At 67.5% G+C, this 16,014-nt stretch carries 10 protein-coding genes; 2 read left to right on the top strand and 8 right to left on the bottom strand.

Features of this window, described 5'->3' with window-relative positions; translation table 11 throughout:
* Window positions 1-45 precede the first annotated feature (45 nt).
* From LuPra_RS06355 to LuPra_RS33035, 3 genes are read right to left on the bottom strand one after another with little or no spacing between them, the layout of a single operon-like run.
* A complete protein-coding gene (locus tag LuPra_RS06355; protein WP_110169968.1) occupies window positions 46-1,629 on the bottom strand; it encodes a PP2C family protein-serine/threonine phosphatase in 1,584 nt (527 codons plus the stop codon).
* A complete protein-coding gene (locus LuPra_RS06350; RefSeq protein WP_110169967.1) occupies window positions 1,629-2,003 on the bottom strand; it encodes a response regulator transcription factor in 375 nt (124 codons plus the stop codon). The genes LuPra_RS06355 and LuPra_RS06350 overlap by 1 nt, the downstream gene beginning before the upstream one ends.
* An 8-nt stretch (window positions 2,004-2,011) precedes the next feature.
* The gene (locus LuPra_RS33035; protein WP_110169966.1) at window positions 2,012-6,577 is read right to left on the bottom strand and encodes an ATP-binding protein; all 4,566 of its coding nucleotides are present in this window, start codon (window positions 6,575-6,577) and stop codon (window positions 2,012-2,014) included.
* 159 nt (window positions 6,578-6,736) lie between these two features.
* Here LuPra_RS33035 and LuPra_RS06340 point away from each other — a divergent pair, with 159 nt between their 5' ends.
* Entirely contained in the window at window positions 6,737-8,011 is a 1,275-nt protein-coding gene (locus LuPra_RS06340; protein ID WP_110169965.1) for a M14 family zinc carboxypeptidase, read from the top strand.
* Window positions 8,012-8,181: 170 nt separating this feature from the next.
* On the opposite strand, the gene LuPra_RS06335 is transcribed toward LuPra_RS06340, so the two are convergent.
* The 5 genes from LuPra_RS06335 to LuPra_RS06315 form a co-directional block, all read right to left on the bottom strand.
* The gene (locus LuPra_RS06335; RefSeq protein WP_110169964.1) at window positions 8,182-9,135 is read right to left on the bottom strand and encodes a sugar phosphate isomerase/epimerase family protein; all 954 of its coding nucleotides are present in this window, start codon (window positions 9,133-9,135) and stop codon (window positions 8,182-8,184) included.
* A 105-nt stretch (window positions 9,136-9,240) separates the two neighbouring features.
* Window positions 9,241-10,398, bottom strand: a complete 1,158-nt coding sequence (locus LuPra_RS06330; protein ID WP_157898812.1) for a Gfo/Idh/MocA family protein — start codon at window positions 10,396-10,398, stop codon at window positions 9,241-9,243.
* 13 nt (window positions 10,399-10,411) lie between these two features.
* Window positions 10,412-11,392 (bottom strand): sugar phosphate isomerase/epimerase family protein, encoded by a 981-nt coding sequence (locus LuPra_RS06325; protein ID WP_157898811.1) that lies wholly within the window; start codon window positions 11,390-11,392, stop codon window positions 10,412-10,414.
* A 103-nt stretch (window positions 11,393-11,495) separates the two neighbouring features.
* Window positions 11,496-12,701: a D-2-hydroxyacid dehydrogenase gene (locus tag LuPra_RS06320; protein ID WP_110169961.1), complete on the bottom strand. Its 1,206-nt coding sequence runs from the start codon at window positions 12,699-12,701 to the stop codon at window positions 11,496-11,498.
* Between the two features lie 62 nt (window positions 12,702-12,763).
* A complete protein-coding gene (locus LuPra_RS06315; protein ID WP_110169960.1) occupies window positions 12,764-13,903 on the bottom strand; it encodes an alkaline phosphatase in 1,140 nt (379 codons plus the stop codon).
* A 47-nt stretch (window positions 13,904-13,950) separates the two neighbouring features.
* On the opposite strand from LuPra_RS06315, the gene LuPra_RS06310 reads away from it, so the two are divergent.
* Window positions 13,951-15,894 (top strand): alkaline phosphatase, encoded by a 1,944-nt coding sequence (locus tag LuPra_RS06310; protein WP_110169959.1) that lies wholly within the window; start codon window positions 13,951-13,953, stop codon window positions 15,892-15,894.
* Window positions 15,895-16,014: the final 120 nt, after the last annotated feature.

The following is a 16,014-nucleotide window of genomic DNA, read 5'->3' as shown; positions in this document are numbered from 1 at the left end:
CGCCTGAACGACGTCGTGCGACACACGCCCACCATGCCGCGGCAGCTACGCGGACACCGGCAGCCGGCGCACCACGAGCATCGTGATGTCGTCGAACTGCGGCGCCCCTCCCGCAAACGCGTCGATCTCCATGAAGACGCGGTCGATCAACTCGGGGAGCGGTGTCGCTGACGACTGCCGGAGGACGGCGAGCAGCCGTCCTTCGCCGAACTCCTCGCCATCCTCGCCCTGCGCCTCGGTGACGCCGTCCGAGAACAACACCAGCGTGTCACCCGGCGCGAGATCGTGTGCCGCCTCGCCGTACGGCAGCAACGGCGGCAGCAGGCCGAGCGGCATGCCCGTCGAGACCAGGGACACGGCCTCGCCGTCCGCCCGCATGATCACGTTGTCGAGGTGCCCCGCACCGACCCACGTGATGGCGCCCGTGGACGGCTGCAGATCGACGAGCGCCGCGGTCACGTACTTCTCCGGCGAGGTCGACGCGTACAGCAGGTCACTTGCCTGCCACGCAAGTTCGGGCATCGACTGCACGCGTCCGAGCAGCGCCCGCAGCGTCGCCTGCATGTTGCTCATGACCAGCGCGGCTGGCAGGCCCTTGCCCGCGACATCGGCGACACAGAGCAACAACCGTCCATCGGTCGTCGGCACCGGCAACGCGTCGTAGTAATCTCCGCCGCACTGGCGGGCCGGACGATTGCGGGCGGCGAGTTCGTACCCGGGCACACGCGGAAGCGATGACGGAAACAGGTCCGCCTGGATGCGCGCCGCGAGCGTGAGCTCGCTTTCGAGCTTCGCCCGCACGACCTCCGCCTCCTTGTGGAGCGCCAGCAGGCGCTCGCGCTCCTGCGCGGCATGGATGGTGCGCTCGAACAGCCGGGCGTTCTCGATGGCGGTGGCCGCCTGCAGGCCGAGGGTCGTCAGCAGCTTGAGTTCGGCAGCGGTGTAGGCCATCGGCACGGTGCTGCCCAGAGCCACCACGCCAATCACGCGCTCGCCGACCTTGAGCGGCGCGGCGATCAGCGCGCGCAGCGTCGTATCGCGCACGGCTCGTCGCGCGTCGTCCTCGAGGTCGTTGACGATCTCGGCGACACCAGCTTCGGCCACCGCGCCGATGATGCCGGTGCCACGCCGGAACTGCGACAGACGCGTCATCTCCTCGCCAAAACTGGCAACCGACGTGAGTCCCCCCGACGACTCGTCGAGCAGGAGGATCGTGCCATCGGTCGCGACAATGAGGTGGCGTGCCTCCCGCAACGTCAGCGCCGCGACGCGCTCGACATCGAGCAACGCGGCCAGCTTCTCCGAGAAGCTGTAAATCAGGTTGATCTCGCGGTACAGATGCAGCACTTCGGCGCCGAGCGCCTTGCGCTCGACCTCGCGTGCCACGAGATGGTCGAGCAGCGACGCGACCGCGCCAGCCGAGGGCGGCCCGGATACCCACCCGAGCGGCTGATCGTCGTGCTGCACGGGGAACCGCGTCGCACCGTTGGCGCCAGCGGCACCTTGCAGCACGCGCCCCTCGAGGTCCTCGATCGACACGGGCACGCCGAGCGCCCCGGCGACGGTGTCGACCAGCGCACACGCCTCCTGGTGCCGTCCGATGACCTGCCTGAGGGCGATGCGCGCCATCAGAGTGCGAGCACCTCGCGTGCCTTCGCAAGCAGCGCATCCGGATCGAATGGCTTGGTCATGTAGAGGTCGGCGCCGACCTCCTGGCCCTTCTGCCGATCGAACTCCTGTCCCTTGGCGGTGAGCAGGACGATGTGCACGTCGGACAGGCCGAGGTCATGCTTGGCGCGACGACACACGTCGAATCCACTCAGCTTCGGCATCATCACGTCGAGGAACACGAGGTTCGGACGCACCTCCTCGATCTTCGCGATGGCCTCCTCGCCGTTGCTGGCCATGATCAACTCGACGCCCTCGTCTTCGAGTTCCTCGAGGGTCTGCTGGATGAGGCTACGCAGGTGCGCCTCATCGTCCACGATCAGGATGGTGCTCACGCAATCTCCTACTGATACACGAGGAACAGAACGTTCTCGAGGCCCTTCTCAAAGCGCAGCATCCGCACCGCATGGGTGCCAGAGGCCACGGCATTGAGCAGGATGATGTCTGGCTGCAGCGCCATGGCCCGCTCGACGATGTCGTCGGCGCGCGCCTCGACGACGCTGTAGCCGCGTGTCGAGAGCACGTCGGTCAGGGTCTTGACCGTCGACGAGTCTTCGTCGACCACGAGCACGCGCTTGTGCGATTTCTTCTGCTCGATCAGCGCGCCGACCTCACGAAACAGCAGGTCGGTATCAATCGGCTTGGTCAGGTAGCGATCGACGCCGACCCGGTAGCCGCGTTCGCGGTCCTGCACGATCGACAGGATCACGATCGGGATGTCCATCGTGACGGGGTCGTTCTTCAGCACCGCGGCGACGTCGAAGCCGTTCATCTCCGGCATCATCACGTCGAGCACGATCAGGTCCGGCCGTTCGGCACGAACCCTGGCGATCGCGTCGCGGCCGTTGACTGCGGTGCTGACGGCGTAGCCGGCCTCGGTGAACTCCTGCGTGAGCAGGTCACGAATGTTCGCCTCGTCGTCCACCACGAGGATGCGCGGCGTCCGGTCGGCGGTGCGTGGATTGGTGACGGCCACCTGGTCGCGCAACTGGCGAATGAGGGCCGCCAATTCCACCGGGCCGGTCGCGGGAAGTCCGGCGGCATCGGCCGCATTCAGCGGCAGACCGAACGAGAACGTGCTGCCCTGCCCCAGTGCGCTCTCGACCCACACCCGGCCGCCGTGATGCTCGATGATCTCGCGACAGATCGGCAGGCCCAGGCCCGTGCCCTTCGGTTTGTCGGTGAGCGTGTCGCCAACCTGCTTGAAGCGCTCGAAGACCTTCGGCTGGTCCGCAGGGGCGATGCCCATGCCGGTGTCCACGACGCTGACGATCAGATCGCTGCCCTGCCGGACGGCGCGGCATGTCACCGAGCCGGCATCGGTGAACTTCACCGCATTGGAGATCAGGTTGATCACGACCTGCACGAGGCGATCGCGGTCACCCGTGATCGCCGGCAGGTCCGGGCCGACATCCTTGACGAGGCGGAGAGCCTTCTGGTCCAGGAGCGAGGACGTGGCGTTGGTGGCGTGATCGATGACCTCGGCGATCGACACATCGCCCATGTGCCATTCGAGCTTGCCGGCCTCGATCTTCGCCAGGTCCAGCACATCGTCAATCAGCTTGGTCAGGCGTTCGCCTTCGCTGACCACGACCTTGAGGTTGTCGTCGACCTGCTTGATGGTCTGGGCCACCTTGCGGTCGTCGGTCGGCACCAGCGGAAAGATGCGTTCCTCGAGACGCTTCTTGATGATCTTCGCGAAGCCGAGCACGGACGTGAGCGGCGTGCGCAGTTCGTGGCTCACGGTGGAGAGGAAGGCGCTCTTGGCGGCGTCGGCCTCCTCGGCCGCCGTGCGCGCGCGTTCGGCATCCTCGAACAGGCGGCGGATCTCGTGCTCCTGCTCGTTCAGTTGCCGGTACGCACTCGCGTTGTCGATGGCGACGCCGGCATAGGAGGCCAGACTCTGGAGCACGTTGAGGTGGTGATCGTCGTAGGCGCCCTTTTCGAAGCTCTGGATCGTGATCACGCCGAGGACGCGGTCCTTCGAGAGCAGCGGCACGTAGATCACCGACTGCGGTGCCTTCGACATCGAGCCGTCCTCGAGCGGACGACGCTGCTCGTCGTAGCGCGACAGGTACTTGCCGTGCTCGGCCAGCATGTCGTTGATCACGATCGGCGCCTTGTGCTCGATGCACCACACTGGCAGCTGATCGCGGTTGCTCGTGTCGCGCGTGTACGGCGCATAGCGCATGCCGTCCTCGATCGCGAGCCGGTACTCGATCTCGTGGCGCTCCGGGTGGTACAGACCGACGCCGAAGACATCGGCATCGGCGAGCTGGTTCACGCGTTCGTACAACTTGCCGAAGATGGTGTCGATGTCGAGCGACGCCGTGATCTCGCGCCCGATCTCGCTGAGCAGCTCGACCTGCTTCTTGCCTTCGCTCTCCGTCGCCGCAAGCTGCTCGGCGGCCTCGGCACGCAGGCGCGCCTCGGCAAACTGCGCACGCGCGCGCTCCTTGGCGACGACGCGCCGACGCATCAGGCGACTCGAGCCGAAGAGCAGGGCGCCAACGAGAAGGGCGTACCCTCCATAGGCCCACCAGGTGCGGTACCACGGCGCGAGGATGGTGAACGCGAACGGCGCGGCCTCGGCGACATGTCCGGTGGCGCTGCGCGCGCGCACACGGAACCGGTAGTCGCCAAATACCATCATCGACACGTCGCGACGTGCCTCTGGGCTCCACTCCGACCAGTCGGCCTCGAGGCCATCCAGCTTCGTCTGGTACACGGTCGATTTATCGTCGATGAAGGTCGGGGCCGCGAACTCGAAGCGGAGCGAGGAGGTCGCTGCCGGCAGGCGCGGCGCAGTGATCGTGCCCACGCCGCCGAACAGCAGCGCGCCATGCCCGGTGGTCACGCGCCGGACGAGGGCGTCGTTGGCCGGCACCGGCGCCGCCGCGCGCGTGAGATCGAAGCGAATGAGTTCCTCGCCAGCGTCGATCCAGGCCACGTCGTCATCGTCGACGTACATCGCGAAGCCGGGCATGCGGCCGAGTCGGGCAAAGCGTGTGGAGTCGACCGCCCAGGTGCCGTCGGTCCGCCGCGCGAGGACGGCCAGGCCGTAGCCGAAGTTCGCAAACAGGCCGCCGCCGGGGCGATCGACGAGGCCGAAGCTGTTGCGGAAGCGATCGTATGGCAGGCTCGAGAGGACTTCGTCGCGGACGAACGCGGACGCCGCCGCGTCGAAGCGCGCAACCGTGGCCTGCCGCGAGACGGCGCTCACCACGAAGAAGATGCCTTCCCGCGTACCAAAGACGCCGACGCCGCCCTGGTCGAGGCCGTGCGTTCCGCTGCGAAAGAACGTCGCGGTGGCGGTCGGCCGGGGTGATCCGGGACTCGGACGCGTGCCGAACGTGAGCCGGTGAACGCCGTTCAGTAGCGTGCCGCCCCACAGCGTGCCATCGGGCGCCTCGGCCAGGCTGCGGACGTCGCCGGTGACGCCCTCGACCCTGCCTTCGTCGATCCACTGCCCGTCGACACGGCGGAACGACGCCAGGCCGTCGCTCAGCGCGACCCAGATGCGTGTGGAATCGACGCGTGAGTGCAGCAGGTAGGCCGCCGAGAAGGTGCCGTCGGCGGGAGCGCGAATGGGAATCGCCGCGCCGCCGCGAACCTCGTAGAGGCCGTCGCTGCAAGCCAGTACCAGCGCCGTCGGCTTGCCGGACGAGTCAGGCATGCGTGCGAGCGACCAGCACTGGCGGGTCACGTTGGTGATCCGCTCGAAACGGGCGGGCTGGTCACCCTGGGCAGGCACCAGGTACTGCGCGCCGTCGGCGAGGCTCGAGTAGAGCCGTCCTTCGTGTCGCGCGAAGGAGGTGGCCACCTTGTACCCGGTGGCAACGCCAAAGGTCGACGCGGGCGAAGCGTAGTCGATCCGGGCGATGCCCTGCCGGTTGGTCACCCAGAGGGCCCCCTCGCGATCGACCATCGCGTAATACACACTGTTGTTGGGCAGGCCCATGGTCTCGTCGAGGGCGAGCCGCTGGTGTCCCGCTCGATCCATGAGCACGAGCCCGGCGCTGAGTGTCGCCAGCGCGTACGTGCCGTCGGGAAGCACGAACCCGCGATAGAGATTCGCCCGCTTGAGCCAGTCGTCGAAATCGGTCGAAAACGGCGTCAGCGCGGTTCCGTCGTAGAGGTAGAAGCCGTCTAACCTGGTGCCGATCAGCAGTCGCTGGTCCCCGAAGGGGAGGATGACCAGTGTGACCTCGTTGCCGATGGCCTTCGTTCCGGGCAGAAGGCGGAGCGCGCCACCCTCGAGGACATGCAGGCCGCTCTCGCGCACGGGAACGTAGAGGCGCCCGTTGACAAAGCCGGCCCGGTTGAAGCGTGTGGAGGCCTTGATCACGCGGATTCGGCCGCCCTCGAGCGTGTAGATCGCCCGGTTGGCCACGAAATGCACGCGCGGCCCATCCACGTAGATGCGCCAGACGTCGGCATGCTCGCGCGCGTCAGCCGGCACCTTTGCGTGCAGCGACACGAACGCCTGCTTGCCAGCAGGGTCGATGGCCAGGTATCCGAAGTCGTTGCCCGTCCCGGCGTAGATGGTGCCGTCGGGCCCGATCGCCAGGGCTCGGACCGCCGAATATCCGAACTCGATCAACCGCCACGTGACGCCGTCGTACGTCGCGATGCCGGCGGCGCTGCCGAAGTAAAGGACGCCATTCGCGTCCTGCACCACGCACCAGTTCTGCTCAGCGGCTCCCACCTCGGCCGGGCGATAGGTCCGGATGAATGGCAGCCCCTCCTCGGGGTGTCGACGCGTGGGGGCACCGGACGCCACAGGTGTCGCTGGCGTCGGCGCCGCACTGGCTGGTACAGCTGGCGAGGGCGACTGGAGAGCCCGGGACGCGGGCGACGCGGCGAGGACGACCGCGATCACGAAAAACAGGGTCACGCGTGACGACATGCAATCGGCTCCCGGTGTGCCGACAGGTCTGAGCGGCCCGCACCCCTCGCAAGTAAACGGCTGACCTTGGCAGTCTATCCTATATGGACGAGCTTCCCGGGAGTGACCAGGGGCACGGGGACCATTGCGGCATGGCTGTGAGGTGGGCCACGATGCCGCGTGCCTGCCGTCCTCCGGCGCCGTCCGATATTGAGTTGCGCCCTGTTCTGGTCAGCAATCGTCACCAGCACTGACGCGCGTCAACCAGCGGCGTCCGTCGCGCCGGCACCAGACCTGGCCTACATCGACTCGAGCATCGAAAACGGCTCGCCGGTCTGGTACGAGCGCCTCGACGACGGCGCCTGGCGGGTGCACCTGCTCTACGACCACGAGCGGGATTCCCCGAACCGGGCCGCGGGACACCTCCACGTGCGCCTGGCGGGGAAACCGGGGGCGCGGCTCACGCTGGAGATCGCCAACCTGGACAACGTGTGGAACGGGCGCCCCGGCTCTGTTGCACCAGAACTGAAGACGGTGGCGATTTCGGCCGACGGCCAGCAGTGGACGACCGTGCCGACCGACGCGCTCCCGGGCGATCGTGTCCGCGTCACGCTGACGATGCCGGGCGAGACGCTGTATGTCGCCCGCATGCAGCCGTATCGGCTGTCCGATCTGGAGCGCCTCCTGGCCAGGGTCCGCACCTCGCCGCACGCCTCGCACAGGACGATTGGACAGTCGGCACAAGGGCGTCCACTTGAGATCATCCGCATCGGCAACGAAGCCGCACCCGGCACCCGGAACCCGGCACCCGGTGTCCATCGCGTGTTCGTGCGGGCGCGGGCACACCCGTGGGAAGCGGGCAGCAACTGGGTCGCAGAGGGCCTGATCGAGCGCCTGCTGCGAAACGACGCGGACGCAAAACGCTGGCGTGAACGCTACGTGCTGTACGTCCTGCCGATGGCCAACAAGGACGGCGTCGCGCGTGGCGGAACTCGCTTCAACGTCAACGGCAAGGACCTGAATCGCAACTGGGACCGGCCCGCCGACCCGTCACTCGTACCGGAGAACGCCGCCCTCGAGCGTTGGCTCGAGGAGATGATCGCCGCGGGACGCAAACCGGATCTCGCGATCGAACTGCACAACGACGGGCGCGGGTTGCTCCATCTGAGTCGGCCGCCGGTGCCGGGACTGGACGTCCATCTCGCGAAGATGGCCCGCCTCGAAGCGCTGCTCCGGGCCCGGACCTGGTTCACCGAAGGGCACACCGACGGCGAGTTCCGCAACAGCGGCACCCTCGGCGATGGCTGGCTGGAGCGGTACGGCATCGACGCGCTGGTGCACGAGCTGAACGCCAACTGGATCGAGGGGCTGAAGTCTCACACGTCGGCGGCGCATTGGCAGGCGTACGGGGCGGCACTCGCGCGCGTGTTCGAGGAATACTTCGCCGATCGCTGACCCCGGGGAGGTAGGGAACGCTCCCCGAGCGCGGCCCATCGCTGTTACCGCGTCCGTCGAGCAAGCTCGACGGCTACACGCCCTCCCCGTACGTAGGCGTCGAGCTTGCTCGACGCTTCCGTCGACCTGGCTTGTCCACCGTAGCCTTGGCGAAGGTGGAAGGTCGACGGCTACGATTTGGACAGCTGCTCGCGCGTGGCCTCGAGTTGCTCGCGCAGTTCCCGGATGCTCTCCAGCTCATGGTCGGGGGCACCGTGCTCGATGCCGCAGTAGCCGTGGTAGCCGGCATCGACGACGATCTTCATCATCCTGGGCATGTCGAGGGGACCGCTCTTGCCGTGGAAGTCCCACACCGTCGGCTTCACGCTCACGCCCTTGGCGAGCGGCATCATCTCCTTGACGCCGACGTACGAGTCGTAGCTTTCCGTCTTCGCGTCCGGTTTGTCCTTCGTCGGGCGGGAGATGGAGAAGTTGCCGAAGTCTGGCAGCGTGCCGGCACGCTTGTGGTCGGCCTGCTTGATCGTCTGCATGAGCCACTTGGCGTTGCTGCTCTGGCCGCCGTGGTTCTCGATGATCACGTTGAGCCCATGCGTGTCTGCAAAGACGCAGAGCTTGTGCAGGCCATCGGCCACGAACTTGGCCTGTTCGTCCGGCGTGCCTTCGCTGTAGGCATTGACGCGGATCGAATGGCAACCGAGCGTCTTCGCGGCCGTCACCCACTTGTAGTGGTTCTCCACCGCCTGCTGACGCTTGGCCGCGTCCGGATCGCCGAGGCGCCCCTCGTTGTCGCACATGATGAGGACCTGCGTCACGCCCTCACCTTTCGCGCGGGAGTTCATCTCCGCGAGGTAGGCCGCGTCGGTCGCCTTGTCCATGAAGAACTGGTTGACGTACTCGATCCCCTCGATGCCGCAAGATTTCGCGATCTTCGCAAAGTCGAGATGCTGCATCGTGCCCTTGCGCAGCGGCTGGTTGATGGACCACTGCGCGAGCGAGATCTTGTAGAGCGGCGCCTTTGCCTGCGCGGCAACGCGACCCACTGACGCGAGTGAGGCGAATGCGGCACCGGCCGATGCTGCCACGGATGCCTGAAGGAACTGTCGCCGATTGGAGGTGGTCGTCATGAGGTGCTGACTCCTGGTGTCCTGCATATCCCGTTTGCCTCTCCCCGGTTCCCCGGTCACGGTTGCCGGTTCCCGTGCCGGCGCGCTCGGAGAGCGCGCCCTACCTTACGAGAGATCGCCCGCGATCGTTTTCCACTCCACGACCTTGCCGGTGGTGATGGCCTGGTGGCCCATGATGGCCGTCAGCGCGCCGGTCGCGCCGACGGTGATGTCGGCCGGGTTGGTGCCCTTGCCGCGGATGCACTCGTAGAACGCGAGCATGTGCGCGTTGGGCGCTTCCTCCATCTTCGGCACGAGTTCGGCTGGCGGGGCCTTGCCGTCGAGCGGATAGACGCTCGTGTCTCCCATCAGGTCGCAGGCGCCCTTCTGCCCGTAGACGTGCACGAACTGGCCGCCGCCGGGCAGGCCTTTCGGATGGAACACCATCTGCGTGAAATAGAGCTTCACGCCGCCCGGATAGTCGTAGCTGAGCGTGTAGCCATCCATGATCGAACGCCCCGGCGGGTCGTCCTTGTAGAGGAGGATGCCGCCGAATCCGGCCGCCTTCAACGGCGTCGCGCCGATCGCCCAGTTGCACAGATCGAGGTTGTGCACCGACATCTCGATCAGATAGCCACCCGACTTCTCGACGTCGAAGAACCAGTCCGCCGACGTCCCCGTGTGACTCAGATCGGATTCGGAGTGCCGCTGCGCCTTGATCATCAACACGTCGCCGATGGCACCCGCGCGGATCTTGCCCACTGCGGCGCCGAGCCGCTTGTAGGAGCGGAGTTGCTGTCCCGCGATGAACACCTTGCCCGACGCCTTGACGGCCTTGACCACCTGCGCCACCGAGGCCGGCGTGATCGCGACCGGTTTCTCGCAGTAGACGTGCTTGCCGGCCTGCAGCGCCGCCACGGCCATCTCGGCGTGCAGGTGCGGCGGCGTGGCGATCACCACCGCCTCGATGTCCTTGCGATCGAGCACGCGCCGGTAATCGGCGTACTGGGCCGGCGTGTCGCGCATGGCGACATCGGCCGCCGCCTTCATGCGATCGGCCTTGACGTCGCACACCGCTGCGACCTTGCCGTGTTCGAGCACCGCGCCAAGGTCGGCGGTACCGCGACCACCGGTGCCGATGATGCCGGTGGCAATGGCTCCCGTCACGGGTGCCGTGGGGATGACCACTTGCGGCTGGGCCACGGCGCGGGTCGCCAGCGATGCGCTGGCGGCCAGTGTCGCGCCGGTCTGGAGGAAGGCGCGTCTGTCGAGGTCGTGCGTCACGTTCGGGGCCCTTTCACGCGGCACCGGCAGGTGCTGCCTGCAGGCCGCGAATCACACTGTCCACGTATTCCCTGACACGGCGGGCGAGCGCGTCCACACCCTCGGGCGTCGCCGGACGCCGGACCAATGGTTCGAAGATGTTCTCGAACACCAACGGCATCGTCAGTCCCGCCTGCATCACGGGCGTGAGCAGCCGGTAGTGATCAATCTCCCCGAATCCGGGCCCACAGTCCTCGTCCTTCGGAAAATCACGGTGGTCCTTGATCGCGAAGGCGCGGATGTCGCCGACGCACGTCGCAATGTCGGCAATCGGGTCGTGGCTCTCGTAGTCGAGCACATTGCCCGCGTCGTAGCACATGCGCACGCCCTCATCGCCGACTTCGCGGATGATCGCCGAGCACATCGCACCTGTCGCGGTGTTGCCGCCATGCTGCTTGATCAGCACCGCGACTCCAGCCTGCCGCGCAACCGGACCGATCGCTTTCAGGCACGCGATGACCCGTTCGTACTCGCCTGGTCGCGTGCGCCCGAATGTGAGCACGTAGGGAATCTTCGCTTCCGCGGCCTGCGCGATCCGCCGGCGATGGGCGTCGGCGGCTTCGGGTTCCTCGAGAAAGACGGTCGAAAACATCATGACCGGATCCAGTCCGAGGTCGCGACAACGACGGGCGAGCGCAGCCGCCTCCGAGACCGGTGCGGTGACGTCGATCGCCGGACGTTGCTGGCCACTCGCATCCTTGTGGGTCACGCCCCACGCGACGTACGGGTAGCCGGCAGCCTTGATCCCCTCGAGCGCCCGCTCGATCGGAAACGCCGCGTATGGCAGCGTCATGCACGCCATCTGGAAGGTCGTGGGGCCTCGCCTGGCCCCAAGCTCGGCTTGACCGGGTGCCGGTTGCCGGGTACCGGGTGCCGCGCCCTCAGGCGCACCCGGTGCTGGAACGCCAGCGAGGCCAGTCGCGGCGAGCGTGCCCAGGAACTCCCGTCTGTGCATGGCGCAGAGCTTATCGCAGGAACACAGGACAGCAACGAACCCGGTAGGCCCGGCTCTCCGAGCCCGGCCCATCGTTCGGCCGCGTTCATACTGGGCCCTACCTTCAATACCCTCGAGTCGCGTCGACGACCGAGAGCATCTTGCCGCCGGCGACGAAGCGGCGCAGGTTCTCACGGATGAGCAGCCACCGGACGTCCTCGTCGACGTCGGAGTCGGCCGATACATGCGGCGTCAGGATGAGCCGGGGCGTCTTCCAGAGCGGGTGTCCCTCGGGCACCGGCTCGGGATCGACCACGTCGAGTCCTGCGCCGCCGATGCCGCCGTCCTGCAACGCCTTCATCAGGGCCTCGGTCACGACGGTGCCGCCGCGCCCGACGTTGACGAAGAAGGCCGTCTTCTTCATCGCCCCGAAAATCGCCGCGTCGAACATGCCGCGGGTCTCGGCCGTCAGCGGCAACGTGTCCACGACGATGTCGGCCTCCTTGACATAGGTGGGCAGGTCGGCGGGCAGGCCCATCTTCGTGACGCCGGGCGGGAGGTCGGCCTTGCTGTTGCGGATGGCGATGATGCGCATGCCGAACGCCTGCGCCCGCTTGGCGGTTTCACTCCCGACGCCCCCGTAGCCGACGATCAGGATGGTCTTGCCCGCCAGTGTGAACGCCGGCTGCTCGCCATCCGACAAGGCGTTGAACGTCCAGTTGGCGGCGTTCACGCCGCGCTCCCACTTCCCCTCGCGCTGCGCCATCAGGTAACCGGCGAGCCCGCGGGCGTGGGCCAGCACCAGCGCCATCACGTGCTCGGCCATCACGGGACCGGCGATCCGCTGCATGTTGGTGAGGACGATGCCACGCTGGCGGAAGACGTCGCTGGTCAGGCAACGCTCGACGCCGGCGTCGTAGGTCTGCACCCAGCGGACACTGGGGCTCTGCGCGAGGACCGCCTCCTCGCAGAAGCCCAGGACCGCATCCGCGGTCGCGGCTGCAGCACGCGCATCGGAGGTCGTGTCGGCATTGACGAGTTCGACACCGGGCGCGACTTCCTGGAGCCACGTCTTGCGATCCGGCGTCAGGTTGCGCACCAGCACGCGGGCCGGCTTGCGCCACTGCGGTGAGGCGCTGAGCGGCGTGGCGGCCTCGCGCAGGCCGAGGTCGGCGATCATCCGCTCGGTTTGCGAGGCATCGGGCGGTTGCGCGGATGCGACGCGCCCCGGGGCGAGCACGGACACGGCCAGCGACAGGACGAGCGCCTGCCGCACGACTCGTCCGCCGGAGCCCTGGCGAAGGCGGACGCGGAAATCGGCGTTACGCATGGACAGACTGTACACGGTCGTGCCGTCGGCGCAATCGCCCCCGCTGGGCCGGGCGGGGAAGGTCAGCGCTGCGCGGTCTGCGGGACGGCGTCGTCGGCCTTCCAGCCGAAGGCCTGCATCATGACCTTGAAGATGTCGGTGTTCAGCATGTAGCCGCGGACACGATCGGCGCCTGGGCCCATTGCCGCGATCATCACCGGTTCGCCGGCGTGGCCGTTGTCCATGCGTACCGCGGGGATGCGGATGTTACGCCGCTTCTCCTCCGCCGCCTTCGCCTGCTCGGCCTCGAGGCCGTCGAGCAGTGGCTTCCCCAGCAGGCCGCCACGCAGCGCGATGTCGAACGAGTGGTCCGCCGTGAACACCAACAGCGTGTCGCGCCCCACGACGCTCGCCATCCGCGCGACCGTCTTGTCGAGGGCCACCATCCGGTCGAGGCCGACACGCACGTTGTCGGTGTGCGTATCGCCTTCGACCATCAGGAAGTACCCCTTCTTGTTGCGCGACAGGATGCGCTGCGCCGCCAACACGGCCTCCTCGAGATCGAAGGCCGAGGAATCCAGCATCACGATGGCGCGCCTGGCGTCGGCTGGCACGTCCGACAGCGCGGCATGGATGGGCCGCTTCGTGCGCGTCGCGATCGTGTCGAGGTCGGTGCCGGCAGCAGCGAGCGACTTCGTGATGGCCGCGCGGCCGGGCCCGATCATCACGTCGACGCCGTCACCGAAACGGGGGGCGAACGCCTGCTGGAAGATCAGTGCGCTCTGCGCCCGTTCGTTCGCGTGCGCGTACAGCGCCGAGGGGGTGGCTCCCGTCAGCGAGTCATTGGTGACCAATCCGGTCGAAAGGCCGTGCTCCTCGGCGTACTCGAGGATCGTCTTGAGCGGCGCGCCATCGGTCTTGCCGCGCACCGTGTCGGCCGACTGCGAGATGACGCCGTTGTGCGTCTTGTACCCCGTGACGATCGCGGTCATCCCTGCCGCCGAGTCGGTGACGATCTGGGACGCCGTCGACGTGTCCGACAGGGCGATGTTGGGCATCTTCTGGATGAACAGGCCGCGCGAGACGCCGGTGGCATGGAGGCTGGCCGCCGTGATCGTGGGGATGCCGCCGGCATCGGCAAGGAACAGCACCACATTCTTGGCCCGGCTTTGGGCGGACAACAGGGCGGGGGCGAGCAGGATCGCGACGAGCACCTTCTTCATGCCCGAGATTATAGGCGGCGGCCAGCCACGCAGCTATCATCGGGGCCATGCGCCACACCCTCGCGCTGCTCTTCGCGCTACTCGTCGCACTCATGACGCCGGCCCTCGCCGAGGCTGCCACCGCAATCCGCATCATGCCCCCCGATGGCGGCGTCCTCGCCGCCGGGCAATTGGTTGACATCCGGGTCGAGGCTTCTGCAGCCGGCGGAGCGGCGCCGGCAGGCCTCCGGGTCTGGGTGGACGGCGTCGAATGGACGTCACGCAACGATCCGGGCGCCCAGGACGGCGCGGCGGCCGGCACCACCAATTTCCTGGCGCGTCGCTTCAGCCGCAGCACGGCCGGCCCCCTGGTGATCAAGGCCACGACCGCCGACGGCGCGTCGGCCGAGTCGCACCTGCAGGTCGAGGCCTGGGCCGCGCCAAAGCGGACCGGCCGCCCGCGCGCGCGCAACATCATCCTGTTCCTCGGTGATGGCATGGGTGCGTCGCATCGGACGGCGGCGCGCATCGTGTCGCGTGGCGTCCACAACGGCAAGGCCGCGGGCCGGCTGGCGATGGACACGCTGGAAGTGACCGGACAGGTGATGACCGGCTCCCTCAATGCGGTGATCACCGACTCCTCGCCTGGCATGGCCTCCTACGTGACCGGCCAGAAGAACGCCAACAACCAGGAAGGCGTGTTCCCCGACAACACTGCCGATTTCTTCGACAACCCCCGCATCGAGTATTTCGGCGAGATCCTGCGCCGCACCCGCGGCCCCGGCTTCAACGTCGGCATCGTGACCACCGCCGACCTCACCGATTCCACGCCCGCGGCCAATGCGGCACACACATCGAGCCGGTTCGCGGGACCGGGTGTCGCCGCGGAGTTCTTCGACGAGCGCAAGACCAACGGCGTGACCGTGCTGATGGGCGGGGGCGCGAACCACTTCTCGGGCAAGGCAGGTGGCGGAACCCGGCCGGACAACCGCAACCTGATCGGGGAATTCGCCGCCGCCGGCTATCAGACGCTGCGCAACGGGAGCGACGTGCGGGCCGTCATCGCGCCGTCACGGCCGGCGCCCAAGGCCATCCTCGGCCTGTTCCACCAGTCGCACATGGTCGTTGCGTTCGACAAGGTGGGTGCAGGCCGCTACAGCGACGAACTGGCGCTCGAGAAGAACGCGGCCTACCGCGACACGCCGATGCTCGAGGACATGACCAGCGCGGCGATCAAGTCGCTCTCGACGTATTCACCAGCCGGCTTCTACCTGATGGTAGAAGGCGCGTCCATCGACAAGCGCTCGCACGCCGCGGACTCTGAACGGGTCATCTGGGACACGATCGAATTCGATCGCGCCGTCGCCGTTGCCCTCGAGTTCGCGAAGGGGACCAACAGCGACAAGGACCCCGACAACGACACCCTCGTCATCGTCACAGCCGACCACGACTGCGGCGGCATGGCCATCATTGGCGTCGGCAACGAGCACTATGTGCCGTCGATCATGGGCAAGGCCGTGCGCGACTACGCCGGCGTGTTCCGATTCCTGCCCGAGCAGGTGCTGCCCTTCACCCCGAACTACGTCCTCGACGAACGCGGCTTCCCGGTGGACCCGAACCCCTCGCGCAAGCTGCTGCTCGGCTGGGCAGCCGCGACGGATCATTTCGAGAACTGGACCGCCGACCGTGAACAGTCAGAGGCCGCCGTCCACGAGAAGAAGGACGACGGACGTCTGGTGGCGGTGGCCAATCCCGCCAGGGCGAAGAAGGGCGACATCCCGGGGTTCCTCGTCGCCGGCACGATCGAGAACGGCGAGACGCCCTGTCCTGATGCGGGTGGCTGCCCCGCCGACACGGCGTCCAACGGGCACACGTTTGCCGGGCACACCGCCACCGACGTGCCGCTCTCGGCGACCGGCCCCGGGGCGTGGCAGTTCACGGGTGTCTACGAGAACAGCGACGTGCTGCTGAAGCTCCTGCGCGCCAGCGCCGGAACCTACGCCGCCCGCTGACCGACACGGACGGAATGCCGGGAATGCCGGGAATGCCGGCGAAATGGTCGCCGAACGCTGACTGCAGGTAGCGCCGGGCTGTCCCAGCCCGGCGTTCCGGGGCCATCGGGAATCGGAGTG

This window comes from Luteitalea pratensis (assembly GCF_001618865.1).
In the GTDB taxonomy this organism is placed as follows: domain Bacteria; phylum Acidobacteriota; class Vicinamibacteria; order Vicinamibacterales; family Vicinamibacteraceae; genus Luteitalea; species Luteitalea pratensis.
This window is presented reverse-complemented; position numbering and strand designations above follow the sequence as displayed.

Excerpts from the sequence above, each read along its gene's own strand:
- LuPra_RS06355 (WP_110169968.1), bottom strand. The coding sequence starts at position 1,629 with ATGGCGCGCATCGCCCTCAGGCAGGTCATCGGACGGCACCAGGAGGCG.
- LuPra_RS33035 (WP_110169966.1), bottom strand. The coding sequence starts at position 6,577 with ATGTCGTCACGCGTGACCCTGTTTTTCGTGATCGCGGTCGTCCTCGCC.
- LuPra_RS06335 (WP_110169964.1), bottom strand. The coding sequence starts at position 9,135 with ATGACGACCACCTCCAATCGGCGACAGTTCCTTCAGGCATCCGTGGCA.
- LuPra_RS06325 (WP_157898811.1), bottom strand. The coding sequence starts at position 11,392 with ATGCACAGACGGGAGTTCCTGGGCACGCTCGCCGCGACTGGCCTCGCT.
- LuPra_RS06320 (WP_110169961.1), bottom strand. The coding sequence starts at position 12,701 with ATGCGTAACGCCGATTTCCGCGTCCGCCTTCGCCAGGGCTCCGGCGGA.
- LuPra_RS06315 (WP_110169960.1), bottom strand. The coding sequence starts at position 13,903 with ATGAAGAAGGTGCTCGTCGCGATCCTGCTCGCCCCCGCCCTGTTGTCC.
- LuPra_RS06310 (WP_110169959.1), top strand. The coding sequence starts at position 13,951 with ATGCGCCACACCCTCGCGCTGCTCTTCGCGCTACTCGTCGCACTCATG.